Below are 19,327 nucleotides of genomic sequence, written 5' to 3' on the forward strand. Positions count from 1 at the left end.
CAGGCCGGCCCGGGTCGCCGGGGCCCTTTCCATTGTTTCGCTGACGCCGGAGCCGTGAATTTGTGACCATTCTCCCATCAACGCCGGAGTTCACGCAGGGATGCACCTTGACGCCGGCGGAACGCACCAGCTCCGTCTGCCGCGCCGCCCAGCGCTTCGCCGGCCTCCGCGGCTGGGCGACGCTGGCCGAGATGCCCCTGCCCAACGGCCGCCGCGCCGATCTGCTCGCCCTTCTTCCCGATGGCGGCTTCGTTATCGTCGAGGTGAAGTCCTGCGCCCGCGATTTCCTGTCGGATCTGAAATGGCCCGACTACCGGGAGTATTGCGACCGGCTCTACTTCGCCGTCGACCTCGACTTCCCGCAGGCCTTGTTGCCGGAGGATGCCGGCCTGCTCGTCGCCGACGGCCTCGAGATGGCCGAGCTGCGCGCGCCCCCGGCCCACCCGCTGGCCCCGGCCCGCCGGCGCGCCCTGCTGCACCGCTTCGCCATGCTCGCCGCCGAGCGCCTCTCGGCCCTGACCGACCCCGCCGGGCGTGCCGAGCGCCGCGCCGCGCTCAAGGTTGAATAGGGACCCCTTGGGAATCCCCGCTCCCCTCCCGGTAGCGGTGGGTGGAGGCGCCGAAGGCCACCATCCGCCCCTCCGCGTCGAAGATCTCGGTGCGGGCGAAGAAGACGCGGCGCCCGGCCGTCGCCACCCGCCCCTCGGCAACCAATCGGCCGCCGATCGCCGCCTGGCCGGTGAAGCGGCAATCGAGGTCGAGCGTCACCGCCCGCCGGACCCGCCCGGGGACCGGGCAGTAGAGCCCCGCGAAGGCCGCCGCCTGGTCGACCATCGAGAGCAGCAGCCCGCCATGCACGATGCCCGAGCGGTTCGCATGGAAGGGCGCAGTCTCGCAGACGAGCCGCGCATAGCCCTCCCGCCATTCCTCGACCACGATGCCGAGATGCTCGTGATAGGGCGAATGCGACGGGTCCATGCCCGCATCGATGCCCGCGCCGCCCGCCCCGGTCAAGCGACCTGCACCTCCTGCAGCGCGCCCTCGAGCTCCTGGAAGCTCGGCATGGCATGGCTCGGCGCCGTCTTCCGCCCCGCCTCGACCGCCACCTGCGGCGCGTTGCCATGCAGGTGGCAGACGAGGACGGCGCGGATCACCTCGTAGAATTTGCAGTCCTCCTCGACGACGCCCTTCAGCCGCGCCGCCATCGGCCCCATCATCCCATAGGCCAGGAGGATGCCGAGGAAGGTGCCGACCAGCGCGCCGCCGATCATCGCGCCGAGCACCGCCGGCGGCTGGTCGATGCTCGCCATGGTCTTGATGACGCCGAGCACGGCGGCGACGATGCCAAGGGCCGGCAGCGCATCCGCGATGGACTGCATGGCGTGGGAGGCATGCATCTCCTCCTCGCGCAGCTTCTTCAGCTCGCGCGCCATGCTGTCCTCGATCTGGTGCGGGTCGTCGGCATTCATGCCGATCATCCGCAGGTAGTCGCAGATCATCGCGACGGCGACCTTGTCGCGGGCGATCTTCGGGAATTTCTGGAAGGCCGCGCTCTCCTCCGGCTTCTCGATATGCGGCTCGAGCGCCATCGCCCCCCGCTGCTGCGCCAGGCGGACGAAGAAGTAGAGCAGCGCCGGCAGCTCGAGGAACTCCGCCTTGTGGAACCGCCCGCCCCGGACGATCCGCCCGAAGCCGGCCAGCACATGCCTGATGTCGTGCAGGCTGTTCGCCATGACGAAGGCGCCGATGGCCGCGCCGCCGATGGTGAGCATCTCGTGCGGCAGCGCATGCAGGATGATGTCGAACTTGCCGCCGGCGAGGATGTAGCCGCCGAAGACGCAGGCGAGGAGGAAGACGAGGCCGCCGATCGTCGTCATCGCGCGGCGCTCTCCGGCAGCTGCCGGAGCAGGGTGATGGCGACACGCCGGTTGGCCGGGTTGGTCGGCTCCGCCGGCAGCAGCAGGTCGCGCTCGGCATGGCCGGTCACGCTCTGCAGCCGCGCCTCGGCGATGCCGCCCTCCACCAGCAGCCGCCGCACCGCATTCGCCCGCTCGGCCGAGAGCTCCCAATTGCTCCGCTCGCCGCCACGGAAGGGCGCCGCATCCGTATGCCCGGCGATGGCGAGGCCGTTCGGCAGCCGCGCCGCCACCCGCACCACCGCCTGCATCAGCGCCCGCGCCCGCTCGTTCGGCGCCGCGCTGCCCGTGGCGAACATCGGCTGCCGCTCCGCATCGAGGATCTGGAGGCGCAGCCCCTCCGGGACCTGCTCGACGACGAGCTGCCGCGCCAGCTCCGCCAGCGCCGGGTCGTCGCGCACCGCCGCGCGGATATCCTCCGCCGCCCGCTCCAGTGCCACCCGCTCCCGCTTGGCCACCTCCTCGCGGAGCGCGGCATCGGGGATGGCGGCGGGGTCGGGCTGCGCCGCATGCGGCACCTCCGTTTGGTCCGGCCGCGGCGGCAGGGGCGGGGAGGGCGGCGGCGCCGGCACCTCGCCATCCTCCTCGATGTCGAGGGTGAAGGGCGCCTGCCCCCGCTCCACCCGCACCGCGCCGCTGTCGGAGAGCGAGGTGCCGTCGGCATGCGGCGTCTTGCCGCCGAAGGGCTGGCCGCTGCCCGAATTGGCCCGCGCCAGCACGTTGTTCGGCGAGAAGAAATCGGCGAGGCCGCGCCTCTGCTCCTCCGAGGTGGCGTTCAGCAGCCACATCAGCAGGAAGAAGGCCATCATCGCCGTGACGAAGTCGGCATAGGCGACCTTCTAGGCCCCCCATGGTGCCCGTGCCCCACCGCCTCCTCCTTGCGGATGACGATGGTGACGCCGTCCTTCTTGCCCTTGCCTGCCATGCCTGCCGCTCCGGTCGCGCCACCCTGCCGCCATCCTCCTTAATTTCCGCCTAACCGGGGCTGGCACGCAGCTTGCTGTCCCTCTGGCCGCCAGACCGGGGAACCACGGCATGATCCTCTATTTGCTGCGGCGCATGCTCTATGCCGTGCCCATCGCCCTCGCGGTGGGCTTCGTCTGCTTCATGCTGGTGCAGATCGCCCCGGGCGACCCGATCAACGCCATCGTCCCGCCCGACGCCCCAGCCGATGTGGTGGAGCAGGTCCGCCGCGACTATGGTCTCGACAAGCCTCTGCCGGTGCAATTCGGCCTCTGGCTGTCGAAGGTCGTGGTCGGCGATCTCGGCCGCTCCCTGGCGACGGGCCGCCCGGTCTGGGCCGACCTCCGCTCGGCGATCGGCAACACGCTGATGCTCGCCTTCGCCGCCTCCGGCCTCGGCTTCGTCCTCGGCTGCATCCTGGGCGGGCTCGCCGGCACCTTCCGCGGCTCGGCGATCGACCGCGGCGCGACCGGCCTCGCCGTCGCCGGCGTCTCCGTGCCGCATTACTGGCTCGGGATGGTGATGGTCGTCATCTTCTCCGTGCAGCTCAACTGGCTGCCGGCGATGGGCGCCGGCCCCGGTGGCTCCGCCGACTGGGGCTGGGACTGGGAGCATGCCCGGCACCTCGTCCTGCCGACGATCACCCTCTCGGTCATCCCGATGGGCATCGTCACGCGCACCGTGCGCGGCATCGTCGCCGAGATCATGAACCAGGAATTCATCACCGCCCTGCGCGGCAAGGGGCTGACGCGCGCGGGCATCTTCCGCCATGTCGTCAAGAACGCCGCGCCCAATGCGCTGGCGGTGATGGGCCTGCAGCTCGGCTACCTGATGGGCGGCTCGATCCTGGTCGAGACCGTCTTCTCCTGGCCGGGGACGGGCCTGCTGCTGAACAGCGCCATCTTCCAGCGCGACCTGCCGGTGCTGCAGGGCACGATCCTGGTGCTGGCGATGTTCTTCGTCGCCCTCAACCTGCTCGTCGACCTGGTCCAGACCGCCCTCGACCCCCGCATCAAGCGCGCCTGAGGAGGGCATGACGATGAGCACCGCAACCACGCCCAGTGCCGCCGAGGCCGAGCTTGCCGTCCAGTCCCGCCAGGCGCCCGTCCGCTCGCAGGGCTACTGGGCCGGCGTGTTCAGGCGGGTGCGGCGCGACCCGGTGACGATCGCCTGCGCCGCCATCCTGCTGCTGATGCTGCTGGCGATCGTCTTCGCGCCCCTGATCGCCCCGCACGACCCCTACCAGGGCAGCATGATCCGCCGGCTGCGGGCGATCGGCACGCCGAACTACCCGCTCGGCACGGACGAGCTCGGCCGCGACATCCTGACGCGACTGCTCTACGGCGGCCGCCTGTCCTGGTTCATGGGCATCCTTCCCGTCGCCTTCGCCTTCGTCATCGGCACCACCCTCGGCGTGACGGCGGGCTATGTCGGCGGCCGCGTGAACATGGCGATCATGCGCGTCACCGACGTGTTCTACGCCTTCCCCTCGGTGTTGCTGGCCGTCGCCATCTCGGGCGCGCTCGGCGCGGGAATCTTCAACGCCATCCTCTCCCTCACCCTCGTCTTCGTTCCCCAAATCATCCGCGTGGCGGAGAGCGTGACCCAGGGCGTGCGCAGCCTCGACTTCGTCGATGCGGCGCGGGCCTCCGGCGCCTCGGGCTTCACCATCGTCCGCGTGCATGTGCTGGGCAACGTGCTCGGCCCCATCTTCGTCTATGCGACGGGGCTGATCAGCGTCTGCATGATCCTCTCCTCCGGCCTCAGCTTCCTCGGCCTCGGCACCAAGCCGCCGGAGCCGGAATGGGGGCTGATGCTGAACACGCTGCGCACCGCCATTTACGTCCAGCCCTGGGTCGCGGTGCTGCCCGGCGCCTGCATCTTCGTCACCTCGATCTGCTTCAACCTGCTGAGCGACGGGCTGCGCCAGGCGATGGACGTGAAGGGCTAGGGCAGACGCAGGTCGGGGCCATTCGCCCGGCCGAGCGACAAGCCAGAGCGCGTTCGGTAAGCCAGGCCGGACGGCTGCTCAGGCCGGGAACACCCGCGCCGCGACCAGCCTGATCCGGCATGCCTGCCCGCGCCGCGGCATCCAGCCTGGGGCGGGTACCGCCTCCAGCAGCAGGCCTGCCACTTCCACCGTCAGCCGCACGCCCCGCCCGTCCGGCCGCGCCGTCACGACCCGCGCCGGGCCATCCCCGGGCTCCGCCGCGACATCAACCGGGCGCAGGAAGGCGATCGCCTTGCCCTCCGTCACCCCCTTGGCGGCGACCGAGCCCAGGCCGGCGATCATCGCCTGCCCACCGCGTACCTCGCACTCCACCGGCACCGCATCGCCGAGGAAGCCCGCCACGCCGGAATCCGCCGGCGCCGCCAGCAGCGCCTCCGGCGTGTCGAATTGCACGACGCGCCCGTCGCGCATCACCGCCACGCGGTCGGCGAGCTCCAGCGCCTCGTCCTGGTCATGGGTGACGAAGAGGCTCGTCAGCCCCAGCCGGTCATGCAGCCCGCGCAGCCAGTGCCGCAGCTCCTTCCGCACCTTGGCGTCCAGCGCGCCGAAGGGCTCGTCGAGCAGCAACACCCGCGGCTCGATGGCCAGCGCGCGGGCGAGGGCCACGCGCTGCCGCTGCCCGCCCGAAAGCTGGTCCGGATGGCGCCCGCCCATCTCCGGCAGCCGCACCAGCGCCAGCAGCTCCTCCACCCGCCGCGCGATCTCGGCGCGCCCCGGCCGCAGCCGCCGCGGCTTGATGCGCAGCCCGAAGGCGATGTTCTCGAACACCGTCATGTGCCGGAACAGCGCGTAGTTCTGGAAGACGAAGCCGATCCCGCGCTCCCGCGCCGGGACCTGCGCCATGTCCCGCCCGCCGATCAGCACCTGCCCCGCATGGGGGAATTCGAGCCCCGCCAGGCTCCGCAGCAGCGTCGTCTTCCCGCTTCCCGAGGCGCCGAGCAGCGCCACGAACTCCCCCGTCCGGAGGGCGAGTTCCACCCCATCCAGCGCCGCCACCCCGCCATAGCGGAGATGCAAGCCCCTGACCTCGATCACCCCGCCCGCTCCAGCACCGCCTTGGCGGCGAGCGTCACCAGCGCCAGCAGCGCGAGCAAGCCCGCCACCGCGAAGGCCGCGACGAACTGGTACTCGTTGTAGAGGATCTCGACATGGAGCGGCATGGTGTTGGTCTCCCCCCTCACATGGCCGGAGACAACCGACACCGCCCCGAATTCTCCCATCGCCCGCGCATTGCAGAGCAGCACGCCCGAGAGCAGCGCCCAGCGGATGTTCGGCAGCGTCACGTGCCGGAACATCTGCCACCCATCCGCGCCGAGCGTCGCCGCCGCTTCCTCCTCCGTCCGCCCCTGGTCCTGCATCAGCGGGATCAGCGTCCGCGCCACGAAGGGGAAGGTGACGAAGATCGTCGCCAGCACCAGCCCCGGCAGGGCGAAGACCACCTGCACGCCCCGCGCCTCGAGCCAGGGCCCGAGCCAGCCCTGCGCCCCGAAGACCAGCACGTAGACGAGCCCCGAGATCACCGGCGAGACCGAGAAGGGCAGCTCGATCAGCACCGTCAGCAGACGCTTGCCGGGGAAGTCGAATTTGGCGATCGCCCAGGCCGCCGCCACGCCGCCCACCAGGTTGACCGGCACCGCGATCGCCGCGACCAGCAGGGTGAGCCGCACCGCCGCCAGCGCATCCGGATCGCCGAGCGCCGCGAGCGCCGGCCCCACCCCCCGCCGCAGCGCCTCGGCAAAGACGGCGACCAGCGGCAGCAGCAGGAAGGCGCCGAGCAGCAGCACCGCCAGCAGGCACAGCGCCCAGCGCAGCCAGGCCGGTTCCTCGGTCGGTCGCCTCACACCATCCCCCGCCGCAGCCGCCGCTGCATCGCGCCGAAGACCAGCAGGCAGAGGAAGGAGAGCAGCAGCATGGCGAGGCCCAGCGCCGCCGCCCCCGCATAGTCGTATTGCTCGAGCCGGGCGACGATCAGCAGCGGCGCGATCTCGCTCTCCATCGGCCGGTTGCCGGCGATGAAGATCACGCTGCCATACTCGCCGACGGCACGCGCGAAGGCGAGCGCCACGCCCGAGACCAGCGCCGACCCGAGCGCCGGCAGCACCACGCGCCGCCAGGCCTGCCAGCGGGTCGCGCCCAGCACCGCCGCCGCTTCCTCCGCCTCCGGCCCCAAGTCGCGCAGCACCGGCTCCACCATCCGCACGACGAAGGGCAGCCCGACGAAAGCGAGCGCCACCGCGACGCCGAGCGGGGTGAAGGCCACCTTCACCCCCATCGCCGCCAGCGGCGCCCCGAGCCAGCCATTCGGCGCATAGAGCGCGGTGAGCGCCAGCCCCGCGACGGCGGTCGGCAAGGCGAAGGGCAGGTCGATCGCCGCATCCAGCACCCGCCGCCCCGGGAAGCGGTACCGCACCACCACCCAGGCGACGAGCAGCCCGAGCGGCAGGTCGACCAGCGCCGCCAGCAGCGCCGCGCCGAAGGAGAGCCGCAGCGCCGCCAGCACCCTCGGCTCGGTGACGCTCGCCCAGACGCCCGCGGGCCCCAGCTCCCAGGGCCGCAGCACCAGCGCCGAGAGCGGCACCAGCACGATCAGCCCCAGCCACAGCAGAGCCACCCCGAGGGCGAGGCCGAAGCCCGGCAGCGCCGCCCGCCGCCTCATCGTCCCGGCTGGTACAGCCGGTCGAAGCTGCCCCCATCGGCGAAATGCGTCCGCTGCGCCTCCGCCCAGCCGCCGAACTCCGCATCCACCGTCACCAGCGGCAGGTCGGGGAAGCTGGCCCGCGCCGCCGCCAGCGCCGCCTTGTCGCGCGGCCGGTAGTAGTGCCGCGCCGCCAGCGCCTGCGCCTCGGCGGAGTAGAGATGCCCGAGATAGGCCTCGGCCACCGCCCGCGTCCCCCGCCGCTCCACATTGCGGTCGACCAGGGCGACCGGCGGCTCGGCGAGGATCGAGAGGCTCGGCACCACGATCTCGAACCCTCCCTCGCCGAACTCGGCGAAGGCGAGATGCGCCTCGTTCTCCCAGGCGAGCAGCACGTCGCCCTGCGCCCGCTGCACGAAGCTGGTCGTCGAGCCGCGTGCCCCGGTGTCGAGCACCGGCACGTTGCGCAGCAGCCGCCCGAGATACTCCGCCGCGCCAGCATCGCCCCCGGCATTCCGCCGCGCCCAGGCCCAGGCGGCGAGGTAGTTCCACCGCGCCCCGCCTGAGGTCTTCGGATTGGGGGTGATCACCCCGACGCCCGGCTTCACCAGGTCGCCCCAGTCGCGGATCGCCTTCGGATTCCCCTTCCGGACGAGGAAGAGGATGGTGCTGGTATAGGGCGCGCTGTTCTCCGGCAGGCGCCGCTGCCAGTCGCGCGCGATCAGGCCGCGCTCGGCGATCTCGTCGATGTCATAGGCGAGGGCGAGGGTGACGACATCCGCCGCCAGCCCGTCGATCACCGCCCGCGCCTGGCGCCCCGAGCCGCCATGCGAGGTGTTCACCCGCACCGCCTGGCCCGACTTCGCCTTCCAGTGCTCGACGAAGGCGGCGTTGTAGGCCCGGTAGAATTCCCGCGTCGGGTCGTAGCTGACATTCAGCAGCGGGCCCGCGCCCTGGGCCCGGGCGGGCGCGGCCAATCCCAGGGCAAGGCCAGGCAGCACGCGGCGGGCGAGGGGGTGGGACATGGCGGCCTCCGGCTCCTCTCGGCTCATGGCCAATGATTAACAATCCTTGATCGGTAAATTCAACCAACTTCCGCCGAGTTGAACGCTGCATCGTGACGGAATCATCCTTGCGTCCCGTCGTGCAATGTCCATTATGTTCATCTCGGATCGTGGATAAGCGCCATGACCAACAGGAAGATGTGTGGAATAGGGCGAAGCCGAGGGCCGGGGAACGAGCGAATGCGCTGTCGACGCTGACGCGCTGCCCTCTCCTCACCCTCTCCGCGGAACCACCTCCTCATGCAGATCCATCCCCTCCACCCGGCCTTCGCTGCCGAGGTGACCGGCCTCGACCTCGCTTCCCCGCTCGACGGGCCGACCCTCGAGGTCGTTCACGACGCCTTCCTCGAACATGCCGTGCTGCTGTTCCGCGGCCAGCGCCTCAGTCCTGCGGCGCAATCCAGCTTCGCCGCCGGCCTCGCCGCGGTGGAGGCGCCGCTGCTCGACCACCGCAGCATGCTGCTGCCGCCCGCGCTTCGCGTCGTCGCCGGCATACCGGAGGGCGAGGCCCCTCCCGGCGCTGCCTGGCATGCCGACCACACCCATGAGGCGGAGCCGAGCCTCGCCTGCCTCGCCCACGCGCCGGCCGCGGAGGCGACGGAGATCGCCTTCGCCGACCAACGCGCGGCGCTTGCGCTGCTGCCGCCCGCCCTCCGCCGCCGCGCCGAGGAGCTCCGCGCCGAGCACGCCCATCAGGGGCGCCTGGCGGAGCACCCCGTCATCCGCAGCCATCCGGTGACGGGGGAAGGGGCGCTCTTCGTCAACCCCGCCTTCACCCGGCGCATCCTGAACCTGCCCGCGGGCGAGAGCGACCGGCTGCTCGCCGCGCTCTTCGCCGCCGCGACCGCGCCCTCCGTCGCCTGGCGCCATGCCTGGCAGCCGGGCGACCTGATCCTCTGGGATAACCGCGCGGTGCTCCATACCGGCGCCCCGGCCGCCGCGTTGCAGCGGGTGCGGATCGAGGGGGACCGGCCGCTCGGCCTCGGCGCGCTGGAGATGCCCTGGGTCGTGGCCGGGTAGCGCCGGAGCGCAGAGCTAGAGCGGGTTCCGTTCGCATAGGCTCACGGAACCCGCTCCAGCTTGTCGTTTGATCGAGCAAATACCTCCGACCGGTGATTCCACCCGATCGGAGTCTGCTCTAGCGGCCGTCCGGTTCGACTTGCATGTCGAAGTGGAGGACGTCTTCCCGGATCCCGAGCTTCTCGTAGAGCGCAATGGCCGGATCGTCCCCATGGTCCGCCTGGACGAAGATCACCCAGGCGCCGCGCTCCGCCGCGATCCCGCGCAGCCGGTCGATCAGGGCCGTTGCCACGCCTTGCCGCCGGTGCGGCGCGGCGACGGCGAGGTCGTAGATGTAGACCTCGCTCCGCATCCTCTCGAACTTCTCGAGCTCGTAGGCAACGAGGCCACCCAGAACCGCCGTTCCGGCGATGGCCGCAAGGACGATGACATGGTCCTTCGCCAGGAGGCCTTGGAGATAGGCGCCGGTCGGCGGCGCCCCCCGGTAGGTCGCGTCATCGCCGAAGGCCTCGGCGAACATATCGTTCAGCGCCCGGAGCCGAGGGACGTCGCGGGGGCCGAGGCGGCGGATGGACATGGAGGGAGGCGTCATCCGCAGAGAATAACGCGGGCCGGGGCGGGAGCCCCATATCCTGTCGCGCACCCGGGGTCAGCCCTCGAGCTGTCGCTGGATCGCCTCCGGCATCGGCACCGCCCTAAGCCCCTGGCCCTCGTCCCGCCCCCAGATGCGCGTCTGCTCGCCCTCGGCGACCAGCGTCCCATCCTCCAGCAGGAAGCGATGCGCCAGCCTGAAGGACCGCCCGCCGGAGAAGGCCGGCGGCGCGATCCTGTGCTCCAGCATGTCGCCGAAGCGCGCCGGCGCGCGGAAGCCGCAGCGCAGGTCGACCAGTGGCGCGCCGCGGAAATGCGGGTCCGCCTCGGCCATTGCGCGGAAATCCACGCCGCGCGCCCGGGTCATGTCGGTAAAGCCCTCATCCATCCAGCGGATGAAATTGGCATGGAAGACGATCCTCGCCGGATCGCAATCATTCCAATGGACGAGGAAGCGCCTGACGAACTCGCTCACCCGACTTCGACCAGCACCGCCATGCCTTGCCCGCCACCCGCGCAGGCGCCGGCGATGCCCCGCTTCAGCCCGCGCCGCTTCAACTCCATCGCCACGGAGAGCACGCAGCGCACGCCGGTTGCCGCCAGCGGATGGCCGAAGGCGATCGCCCCGCCATTCACGTTGAACCGGTCGTGCGGCACGCCGAGCGCGCGCCTGACGGCCTCCGCCTGGGCGCCAAAGGCCTCGTTGATCTCGAACAGGTCGATGTCCTCGACGGCGAGCCCAAGCTTCCGCGTGAGCGCGATGGCCGCCGGCACCGGGCCAATGCCCATCACCTCCGCCGGCACGCCCGCCGCCGCGGCGGCGACCACCCGCCCGAGCGGCACCGCCCTGCCCTCGGCCGCGACCTTGTTCGTGGTCACGAGGACCGCCGCCGCCCCATCGACGATGGCGCTGCTGTTGCCCCCCGTCTGCACTCCGCCGAAGACGGGCTGGAGCTTCGCCAGCACCTCGATGGGCGTCGGCCGGATGTGGGTGTCGGCCGAGACGGCATCGACCTTGCGCGGCAGCTTCAGCCGCCGCGGCTTCAGCCCCGGCCCCTCGAAGGCGGCCTCCGTGACGGGCGCGATCTCTTCGCCGAGCCGCCCCACCGCCTGGGCCTCGAGCGCCCGGGCGAAGCTCGCCGCCGCATAGGCATCCGTCTCCGCGCGGCTGATGCCGTGCAGGCGGGCGAGGTTCTCCGCCGTCCCGCCCATCGCCGTGGCGCAGCCCGTGTCGTAGAGCGCCTCCCACAGGAAGTCCTTGAACTCCACCCCCCCGAGCGCGAAGCCGCCGCGCGAGGTGTAGCTGGCGACCGGCGCCCGGCTCATGCTCTCGGTGCCGACGGCGAGGGCGACATCGACCTGGCCCATGCTGGTCGCCCGCGCCGCCTGGGCGATGGCCTCGAAGCCCGTGGTGCAGAGCCGCTGCACGCCATGCGCCGGCCGGTCGTCCGGCATGCCGGCATAGAGGCCGACATGGCGCGCGAAGAAGAGCGCATCGAAGCTCGCCTGGGTGCAGTTGCCGGCGACGGTGGTGCCGATGCGCCTCGGATCGATCCCGGCCCGCGCCACCGCCGCCCGCGCCGCATGGATGCCGAGATCCGTCGGCGAGACGAGGGCCAGTGCCCCGTTCAGGTCGACGAAGGGCGTCCGCGCCCCGCCGGCGAGCACGGCATCCTGGAAGACCTCGACCATGGCGCCGGCTGCGTAGCGGCTCCAGTCCGGAGCTTCGGTCGTGGAAACGGGAGCATTCATGGCGTCAGCACCTCCGGATCGTTGTCGTCGTAGAGCCGCTCGAGATCGGCGGCCCGCCGCGCCTGGATGGCCCGGCCATTGAGCGAGCCTTTGTCCGTCACCTCCCCCGCATCGAGGGAGGGCGGCTCGAGCAGCACCATCGCACGGGCGACCCGGCGCGAGGAGCCACCCCCCGCCGCCGCATTGATTGCCGCGAGGTCCGCCCGCAGCCGTTCCCGCCACGCGGCATCGGCCGCTGCCGGATCGGCCGGGAAGACGAGCAGCCCCACATCCTCCCGGTCGGAGCCGACGACGACCGCGTCGCGCAGCATCCCGCCCAGCGCCGAGAGCACCCGCCCGCGCAATTCCTGCGCATTGATGCGCGTGCCGGAGGAGAGCTTGAAGTCCTCGACGATCCGCCCGTCGAAGCGCAGCCCCATCTCCGGCCGCGCTTCGTCCACCCAGGTGACGGCATCGCCGGTGCGGAAATAGCCCTCCTCGTCGAAGGCGGCCGCATCCGCCGCCGGCTCGTCGAGGTAGCCGCGGAAGACATTCGGCCCGCGCAGCCGGATCTCGATCTTGCCCTCGGCGGGCACCAGCTTGAGCTCGACGCCCGGCAGCGGCGTGCCGATGCCGCCCGGCGGCGCGGCCTCGGTATGCGTCGTGGTCGCTGCCGGCGCCGTCTCCGTCAGCCCCCAGGAGGAGACGACCGGCACCGGCCGCGGCGCGAACCGCGCGGCCAGCGCCTGCAGGCGGCGGAACTGCCCCTCCGGCAGCGCCGCCGCCGCGCTGAAGACGAGCCGCAGCCGGGCGAAGAAGCTCTTCGCCAGCGCCTCGTCCACCTCCAGCGCCGGCAGCAGCAGCGCATAGCCGCGCGGCACGTCGAAGCGGAGCGTCGGCGACACGTCGCGCAGGTTGGCGATGGTCCGCTCGAACAGCCCCGGCATCGGCCGCCCCTCGTCGATCGCCAGCGTCCCGCCAAAGCGCAGCACCATGTTGAGGTTGTGACTGGAGCCGAAGACATGGCTCCAGGGCAGCCAGTCGAGCAGCAGCGGCGGATCCTCGGCGAGGAAGGGCCAGACCTGCAGCATCTGCTGCTGGTTGACGGCCATCATCCGCTGCGTCGCCGGCACGCCCTTCGGCACGCCGGTCGAGCCGGAGGTGAAGAGGATTTTTACGGGTTGGTCGGGATCGAGCGAGGCGATCGCGTCCTCGACGCGCCCGTCGCACGTCTCGGCGACCAAACTCTCGAAGGGCGTCGCCCCGTCGCCCACCACTTCGATGCCCTGCGCCTCCTCGCATCCCAGCGCCCGGGCGAAGGCCGCGGCGTCCTCCGCCATGATGAGGCCGGGCCGAAGCTTCCGCAGGATGTGCCGCAGCTTGCCGAGATCGCCGCTCTGCAGGCTGTAGGGCGTCGAGACGGCGGTGTAGGGCACGCCCACCGCCTGGGCCGCGAGCCCGAGCAGCGCAAGGCGGATCGAGTTGCCCGAGAGCACCACCACCGGCCGGTCCTGGCCGAGCCCCCGCCGCAGCAGCGCGCCGCTGATGCGCCGCGCCTGCTCCGCCGCCTCGGCATAGGTGAGGCGCCGCCAGGCCCCGTCCGCCCCGCGTTCCTGCAGGAAGACCCGCTCCGGTGCCGCCTCCGCCCAGTGCCAGAGCCAGTCGGTGATGCGCGGCCTGTAGGGCGCCAGCGGATCGGCCGATCGCAGCAGCCAGCCGCCGCCCGGCAGGGCGCTGCGCAGCATCCTCGGTGCGGCGAAGAGTGTCATGAACGATCTCCCGGCATTCCGCTCTTGCGGCGGCGCTCGCATGCAGGATAGTGCAGGAAACGGACCTTGGGGAAGCGATATCCTTTCGGTCCATAACAATCCGGGAGGGCGGAGATGGACGCAAGCGGCAATGCGGCGAGCTGGTTCCTCGACCGGCAATTGGCGGAGGGGCGCGGCGGCGCCACCGCCTTCATCGACCCGGACCGCAGCCTGACCTATGCCGCCCTCGCCGAGGCCAGCGCGCGCTTCGCCGGCAGCCTCCAGACCGCCGGCATCGCCCGCGAGAGCCGGCTGCTGATGGTGATGCTCGACACGGTCGACTTCCCCATCGTCTTCTGGGGCGCGCTGCACGCCGGCGTGGTGCCGGTGCCGGTGAACACGCTGCTGCCGCCGGAGCAGCTCGCCTACATGCTGGCCGACAGCCGCGCGGCGGCCGTCTGCGCCTCCGCCCCGCTGCTGCCCGCCCTCGGCCAGGCGCTGGCCGCCACGCCGCCCCGCCTGCTGCTGGTGGCGGGTGAGGGCAGCCTGCCGCCCGGCGCCCGCAGCCTCGCCGGCTTCCTCGCCGAGGGGACCGCGCTCGACCGGCCGGTGCCGGCCAGCCCGGACGAGGTCGCCTTCTGGCTCTACTCCTCCGGCTCCACCGGCGCGCCGAAGGGGGTGAAGCATGTCCATGCCAGCCTCCGCGCCACCGCGGAGACCTATGGCGCCCAGGTCCTCGGCCTCCGCGCCGATGACCTGGTCTATTCGGCGGCCAAGCTCTTCTTCGCCTATGGCCTCGGCAATGCGATGACCTTCCCGATGGCCGTCGGCGCCGCCAGCGTGCTGCTGCCCGACCGGCCGACCCCCGCCGCGGTGCTCGACGTCCTCCGCCGCCACCGGCCGAGCATCTTCTGCGGCGTGCCGACGCTCTACGCCGCGCTGCTGGCGCAGGAGGGCCTCGGCCACGGCGCCGGCTCCGACCGGCTGCGCCGCTGCATCTCGGCCGGCGAGGCGCTGCCGGAGCAGATCGGCCTGCGCTGGCGCGAGCAGACCGGCTGCGACATCCTCGACGGCATCGGCTCGACCGAGATGCTCCACATCTTCGTCAGCAACCGGCCGGAGGCGATCCGCTACGGCACCACCGGCCTCGCCGTGCCCGGCTACGAGCTCCGCATCGTCGACGAGGGCGGGCGCGAGGTTCCGGATGGCGAGATCGGCGAGCTGCTGGTCCGCGGCCCCTCGGCGGCCGAGGGCTACTGGAACCAGCGCGCCAAGACCCGCCGCACCTTCGAGGGCGAGTGGACCCGCACCGGCGACCAGTACGTCCGTGAGGCGGATGGCTTCTACCGCTACCAGGGCCGCGCCGACGACATGTTCAAGGTGAGCGGCATCTGGGTCTCCCCCTTCGCCGTGGAGGCGGCGCTGATGACCCACCCCGCGGTGCAGGAGGCCGCCGTCATCGGCGAGGAGGACGCCGATGGCCTGGTAAAGCCCAAGGCCTTCGTCGTGCTGAAGCCGGACGCCGCCGAGGACAACCTGTTCGACGCGCTGCGCGACACCGCCAAGTCCCGCGCCGGCCCCTGGGCCTATCCGCGCTGGGTGGAGGTGCTGGAGGAGCTGCCCAAGACCGCGACCGGCAAGATCCAGCGCTTCAAGCTGCGCGCGCCATGAGGATCGAGCTCGCCGAGGGCGCGCTGGAAGCCGCCTGGTGGGGGAAGGGGCCCGAGGCGGCGCCGACCATCCTGCTGCTGCATGAGGGGCTCGGCAGCCTCTCCCTCTGGCGCGACTTCCCGGAGCGGCTGGCGGAAGCGACCGGCTGCGGCGTCATGGCCTTCTCGCGCTTCGGCTATGGCCAGTCGGACGGCATCGCCCTGCCGCGCCCGCTGGATGCCATGCAGCGCGAGGGGCGGGAGGTGCTGCCGCGGGTGCTGGACGCCGCCGGCATCCGCCGCTGCATCCTCCTCGGCCATTCCGATGGCGGCTCCATCGCCGTCATCCATGCCGGCTCACACCAGGACCAGCGGGTGAGGGGCCTCGTGCTGCTCGCCCCGCATGTCTTCGTCGAGGACTTCGCCCTCCCCGCCATCCGCGCCGCCCGCCGGCGCTGGGAAGAGGGCGACCTGCGCGCCCGCCTCGCCCGTCACCACCGCGACCCGGAGGCGGCCTTCCTCGGCTGGAACGACACTTGGCTGCATCGGGACTTCCCGCGCCTCTTCGACCTGCAGCCGGATGTCGCCCATATCCGCGTGCCCATCCTGGTGATCCAGGGCGAGGCGGACCCCTACGGCACGCCGGAGCAGGTCCGGGCCATCGAGCGGGAGGCCTATTGCCCGGTGGAGGCGCTGCTGCTCCCCGGCATCGGCCACGCCCCCCATCAGGAGGCGCCGGAGGCGGTGCTCGCCGCCGTGCAGGACTTCGCCGCGCGGCTCTTCGGTTCGCACGAGGCATTATAATGCATATGCCCTTGCTTAATGTCCTCTATGTGCATTATATAGCAGTCATAAGCCCCGAGGGAAAGGCGCGTCCATGATCGACTTCCAAACCGATCCGAGCCGCTACCGCCATTGGCGGCTGCAATTCGACGGCCCCATCGCCCAGATCGTCATGGATGTGGACCCGGCGGGCGGCCTCTTCGACGGGTATGAGCTGAAGCTCAATTCCTACGACCTCGGCGTCGACATCGAGCTGGCGGACGCCGTGCAGCGCCTGCGCTTCGAGCATCCGGAGGTGGGCGCCGTCGTCATCCGCTCTGGCAAGGAGAACGTCTTCTGCGCCGGCGCCAATATCCGCATGCTCGGCAAGTCGAGCCACGGTCACAAGGTCGGCTTCTGCAAATTCACCAACGAGACCCGCTGCGCGATCGAGGATGCCAGCGAGAACTCCGGCCAGCGCTACCTCGCCGCCATCAACGGCACCGCGGCGGGCGGCGGCTATGAGCTGGCGGTTGCCACCGACCACATCCTACTGATCGACGACCGCCGCTCCACCGTCTCCCTGCCGGAGACGCCGCTGCTCGCCGTCCTCCCCGGCACCGGCGGGCTGACGCGCGTGACGGACAAGCGCAAGGTGCGCCGCGACCTGGCCGATGTCTTCTGCTCCACCGAGGAGGGGGTGCGCGGCAAGCGCGCCGTCGAGTGGCGGCTGGTGGACGAGGTCGTGCCGCCCTCCGCCTGGGAGGGCCGGGTGATGCAGCGCGCCGCCGAGATCGCCGCGCGCTCCGACCGGCCGCGGGAGGCGCGCGGCGTCGCCCTCACACCGCTCGAGCGGCGGATCGAGGCGGATGCGCTGCGCTACGGCTTCGTCTCCGTCGCCATCGACCGGGCGAGGCGCCAGGCCGTCCTCACCGTCGCCGCGCCCCCTGGCCCGCCGCCCGAGGCGCTGGAGGCGGCGAAGACCGCGGCCTTCTGGCCGCTGCAGATGGCGCGCGAGCTGGACGACGCCATGCTGCATCTCCGCCTGAACGAGCCGGAGATCGGCCTCTGGGTGCTGCGGACGGAGGGTGATGCATCCCATGTCCTGGCGCATGACGCATGCCTCGATGCCCACGCCTCCGATTGGTTCATCCGCGAGGTTCGGCTGAACCTGAAGCGCGTGCTGAAGCGCCTCGACATGACCTCGCGCAGCCTCGTCGCGCTGATCGAGCCCGGCAGCTGCTTCGCCGGCACGCTCGCCGAGCTCGCCTTCGCCGCCGACCGCAGCGTGATGCGCCACGGCGCCGCGCTCGCCCTCTCGCCGCTCAACCACGGCGCCTATCCGATGGCGAATGGAATGACCCGGCTGCAAACCCGTTTCTACGGCGAGCCCGCCAGCCTCGACGCCGCCCGTGCCCGCACCGGTGCGATTGAGGCGGAGGATGCGGAGGCGATGGGCCTCGTCACCTTCGCCTATGACGAGGTGGACTGGGAGGACGAGGTCCGCATCATGCTGGAGGAGCGCTCCAGCTTCTCGCCCGATGCGCTGACCGGGATGGAGGCCAATCTCCGCTTCGTCGGGCCGGAGACGATGGAGACGCGCATCTTCGGCCGACTGACCGCCTGGCAGAACTGGATCTTCCAGCGCCCCAACTCGGTCGGCGAGCAGGGCGCGCTGAAGCTCTACGGCAGCGGCGTGCAGCCGAGCTTCGACCGCAACCGCGTGTAAATCCGAGGAGACGAGACATGCCCGACGGAATGAACGTCGACTATGACGGCCTGATCCCGAACAATGTCGGCTTGGCCGAGGATGCACGGGTGAAGAAGGCGCTGGAGACCTGGCACCCCGGCTATATCGACTGGTGGAAGGACATGGGGCCCGAGGGCTTCCAAGAGGCGCTGGTCTATCTCCGCACCGCCGTCAGCGTCGACCCGAAGGGCTGGGCCCGCTTCGACTACGTCAAGATGCCCGAGTACAAGTGGGGCATCCTGCTGGCGCCGAAGGTCGAGGGCCGCCTCATCGGCTTCGGCCAGCACAAGGGCGAGCCCGCCTGGCAGGAGATCCCCGGCGAGTACCGCGGCATGCTGCGCCGGCTGATGGTGATCCAGGGCGACACCGAGCCCGCCTCGGTCGAGCAGCAGCGCCATCTCGGCAAGACCGCGCCCTCGCTCTACGACCTGCGCAACCTCTTCCAGGTCAATGTGGAGGAGGGCCGGCATCTCTGGGCCATGGTCTACCTGCTGCAGAAATACCTCGGCAAGGACGGTCGCGAGGAGGCGGAGGAGCTGCTCAACCGCCGCTCCGGCAATGCCGACAGCCCGCGCATGCTCGGCGCTTTCAACGAGGCGACGCCGGACTGGGTGAGCTTCTTCATGTTCACCTTCTTCACCGACCGCGACGGCAAGATGCAGCTCGAGGCGCTGGCGCAGTCGGGCTTCGACCCGCTGAGCCGCACCTGCCGCTTCATGCTGACCGAAGAGGCGCACCACATGTTCGTCGGCGAGACCGGCGTGCAGCGCATCATCGAGCGCACCTGCGAGGCGATGAAGGCGGCCGGCATCAGCGACCCGACGGATGTGGAGCGCATCCGCGCGCTCGGCGTGGTCGACCTGCCGACGCTCCAGCGCAAGATGAACCTGCATTTCTCGCTGACCCTCGACCTCTTCGGCAACGAGGTCTCGACCAACGCGGCCAATGCCTACAATGCCGGGATGAAGGGCCGCTACCGCGAGGACAAGATCGAGGACGACCACCGCCTGCTCGACGCCACCTACCCCGTGCTGCGCTGCGTGGACGGGCAGATCGCGCAGGAGGCGGTGCCGGCGCTCTCAGCGCTCAACATGCGGCTGCGCGACGACTACGTGCAGGACTGCCAGGGCGGGGTGAACCGCTGGAACAAGGCGATCGAGAAGGCCGGCATCCAGTTCCGCCTGACCCTGCCGCATGTCGCCTTCAACCGGCGCATCGGCGAGTTCTCGCGCCTGCATGCCGACCCGGAGGGCCGCGTGATCGACGCCGCCACCTTCGCCGCCAACCATGACCGCTGGCTGCCAAATGCGGACGACAACCTCTACATCACCGGGCTGATGAAGCCGGTCGATGCGGCGGGTGCCTATGCCGGCTGGATCGCGCCGCCGAAGGTCGGCATCGACAACAAGCCGGGCCATTTCGAGTATGTGAAGATCTGGAACTGACCGGCCGCCAGGCGCGGGCCGGCCCGCGCCTGGCGAGTGTGG

General features: G+C 71.3%; 19 protein-coding genes. 8 read left to right on the top strand and 11 right to left on the bottom strand.

Translation table 11 applies throughout. The features are described from left to right. Window positions 1-107 precede the first annotated feature (107 nt). Window positions 108-569, top strand: coding sequence for an MmcB family DNA repair protein (locus tag AC5JJ1_RS16895; RefSeq protein ID WP_495786267.1), 462 nt, complete (start codon window positions 108-110; stop codon window positions 567-569). Here the strand turns inward: AC5JJ1_RS16895 and AC5JJ1_RS16900 are convergent. The 3 genes from AC5JJ1_RS16900 to AC5JJ1_RS16910 are packed head-to-tail and all read right to left on the bottom strand — an operon-like array spanning window position 556 to window position 2,725. Further along, complete coding sequence (locus tag AC5JJ1_RS16900; RefSeq protein WP_495786268.1) at window positions 556-1,014, bottom strand: PaaI family thioesterase; 459 nt, start codon at window positions 1,012-1,014, stop codon at window positions 556-558. The two genes, AC5JJ1_RS16895 and AC5JJ1_RS16900, sit on opposite strands and share 14 nt — an antisense overlap. Further along, complete coding sequence (motA, locus tag AC5JJ1_RS16905; RefSeq protein WP_495786269.1) at window positions 1,011-1,877, bottom strand: flagellar motor stator protein MotA; 867 nt, start codon at window positions 1,875-1,877, stop codon at window positions 1,011-1,013. Before motA ends, AC5JJ1_RS16900 begins: the two co-directional genes overlap by 4 nt. After that, entirely contained in the window at window positions 1,874-2,725 is an 852-nt protein-coding gene (locus tag AC5JJ1_RS16910) for an OmpA family protein (protein WP_495786270.1), read from the bottom strand. Before AC5JJ1_RS16910 ends, motA begins: the two co-directional genes overlap by 4 nt. 226 nt (window positions 2,726-2,951) lie before the next feature. On the opposite strand from AC5JJ1_RS16910, the gene AC5JJ1_RS16915 reads away from it, so the two are divergent. Then, on the top strand, window positions 2,952-3,905 hold the full coding sequence (locus AC5JJ1_RS16915; RefSeq protein ID WP_495786271.1) for an ABC transporter permease: 954 nt from the start codon (window positions 2,952-2,954) through the stop codon (window positions 3,903-3,905). 13 nt (window positions 3,906-3,918) lie between these two features. Next, window positions 3,919-4,830: an ABC transporter permease gene (locus AC5JJ1_RS16920; protein WP_495786272.1), complete on the top strand. Its 912-nt coding sequence runs from the start codon at window positions 3,919-3,921 to the stop codon at window positions 4,828-4,830. A gap of 78 nt (window positions 4,831-4,908) precedes the next feature. On the opposite strand, the gene AC5JJ1_RS16925 is transcribed toward AC5JJ1_RS16920, so the two are convergent. From AC5JJ1_RS16925 to AC5JJ1_RS16940, 4 genes are read right to left on the bottom strand one after another with little or no spacing between them, the layout of a single operon-like run. Beyond that, window positions 4,909-5,925: a sulfate/molybdate ABC transporter ATP-binding protein gene (locus AC5JJ1_RS16925; RefSeq protein ID WP_495786273.1), complete on the bottom strand. Its 1,017-nt coding sequence runs from the start codon at window positions 5,923-5,925 to the stop codon at window positions 4,909-4,911. Beyond that, entirely contained in the window at window positions 5,922-6,731 is an 810-nt protein-coding gene (gene cysW / locus AC5JJ1_RS16930; RefSeq protein ID WP_495786274.1) for a sulfate ABC transporter permease subunit CysW, read from the bottom strand. Before cysW ends, AC5JJ1_RS16925 begins: the two co-directional genes overlap by 4 nt. Then, window positions 6,728-7,546, bottom strand: coding sequence for a sulfate ABC transporter permease subunit CysT (gene cysT / locus AC5JJ1_RS16935; RefSeq protein WP_495786275.1), 819 nt, complete (start codon window positions 7,544-7,546; stop codon window positions 6,728-6,730). Before cysT ends, cysW begins: the two co-directional genes overlap by 4 nt. Then, a complete protein-coding gene (locus tag AC5JJ1_RS16940; RefSeq protein WP_495786276.1) occupies window positions 7,543-8,577 on the bottom strand; it encodes a sulfate ABC transporter substrate-binding protein in 1,035 nt (344 codons plus the stop codon). Before AC5JJ1_RS16940 ends, cysT begins: the two co-directional genes overlap by 4 nt. A 252-nt stretch (window positions 8,578-8,829) precedes the next feature. On the opposite strand from AC5JJ1_RS16940, the gene AC5JJ1_RS16945 reads away from it, so the two are divergent. Continuing rightward, window positions 8,830-9,609 (top strand): TauD/TfdA dioxygenase family protein, encoded by a 780-nt coding sequence (locus AC5JJ1_RS16945; RefSeq protein ID WP_495786277.1) that lies wholly within the window; start codon window positions 8,830-8,832, stop codon window positions 9,607-9,609. Window positions 9,610-9,727: 118 nt separating this feature from the next. Here the strand turns inward: AC5JJ1_RS16945 and AC5JJ1_RS16950 are convergent, their stop codons facing one another. The 4 genes from AC5JJ1_RS16950 to AC5JJ1_RS16965 all read right to left on the bottom strand — a co-directional run bounded on the left by AC5JJ1_RS16950 (window position 9,728) and on the right by AC5JJ1_RS16965 (window position 13,700). Further along, window positions 9,728-10,186: an AAC(3)-I family aminoglycoside N-acetyltransferase gene (locus AC5JJ1_RS16950; protein ID WP_495786278.1), complete on the bottom strand. Its 459-nt coding sequence runs from the start codon at window positions 10,184-10,186 to the stop codon at window positions 9,728-9,730. A 72-nt stretch (window positions 10,187-10,258) separates the two neighbouring features. Further along, entirely contained in the window at window positions 10,259-10,675 is a 417-nt protein-coding gene (locus AC5JJ1_RS16955; RefSeq protein WP_495786279.1) for an acyl-CoA thioesterase, read from the bottom strand. Beyond that, entirely contained in the window at window positions 10,672-11,952 is a 1,281-nt protein-coding gene (locus tag AC5JJ1_RS16960; RefSeq protein WP_495786280.1) for a thiolase family protein, read from the bottom strand. Before AC5JJ1_RS16960 ends, AC5JJ1_RS16955 begins: the two co-directional genes overlap by 4 nt. Beyond that, on the bottom strand, window positions 11,949-13,700 hold the full coding sequence (locus tag AC5JJ1_RS16965; protein WP_495786281.1) for an AMP-binding protein: 1,752 nt from the start codon (window positions 13,698-13,700) through the stop codon (window positions 11,949-11,951). Before AC5JJ1_RS16965 ends, AC5JJ1_RS16960 begins: the two co-directional genes overlap by 4 nt. Window positions 13,701-13,814: 114 nt before the next feature. Between AC5JJ1_RS16965 and AC5JJ1_RS16970 the strand changes: the two genes are divergently transcribed. The 4 genes from AC5JJ1_RS16970 (at window position 13,815) to boxB (ending at window position 19,285) form a co-directional block, all read left to right on the top strand. Next, window positions 13,815-15,350, top strand: coding sequence for a benzoate-CoA ligase family protein (locus tag AC5JJ1_RS16970; RefSeq protein WP_495786282.1), 1,536 nt, complete (start codon window positions 13,815-13,817; stop codon window positions 15,348-15,350). Further along, window positions 15,347-16,132 carry an alpha/beta fold hydrolase gene (locus tag AC5JJ1_RS16975; RefSeq protein WP_495786283.1) on the top strand — a complete coding sequence of 262 codons (786 nt, stop codon included), beginning with the start codon at window positions 15,347-15,349 and terminating at the stop codon, window positions 16,130-16,132. The genes AC5JJ1_RS16970 and AC5JJ1_RS16975 overlap by 4 nt, the downstream gene beginning before the upstream one ends. Window positions 16,133-16,205: 73 nt before the next feature. Then, window positions 16,206-17,819, top strand: coding sequence for a 2,3-epoxybenzoyl-CoA dihydrolase (gene boxC / locus AC5JJ1_RS16980; RefSeq protein WP_495786284.1), 1,614 nt, complete (start codon window positions 16,206-16,208; stop codon window positions 17,817-17,819). Window positions 17,820-17,836: 17 nt separating this feature from the next. Further along, window positions 17,837-19,285 carry a benzoyl-CoA 2,3-epoxidase subunit BoxB gene (boxB, locus tag AC5JJ1_RS16985; RefSeq protein ID WP_495786285.1) on the top strand — a complete coding sequence of 483 codons (1,449 nt, stop codon included), beginning with the start codon at window positions 17,837-17,839 and terminating at the stop codon, window positions 19,283-19,285. Window positions 19,286-19,327 lie beyond the last annotated feature (42 nt).

Source organism: Belnapia sp. (assembly GCF_059504005.1).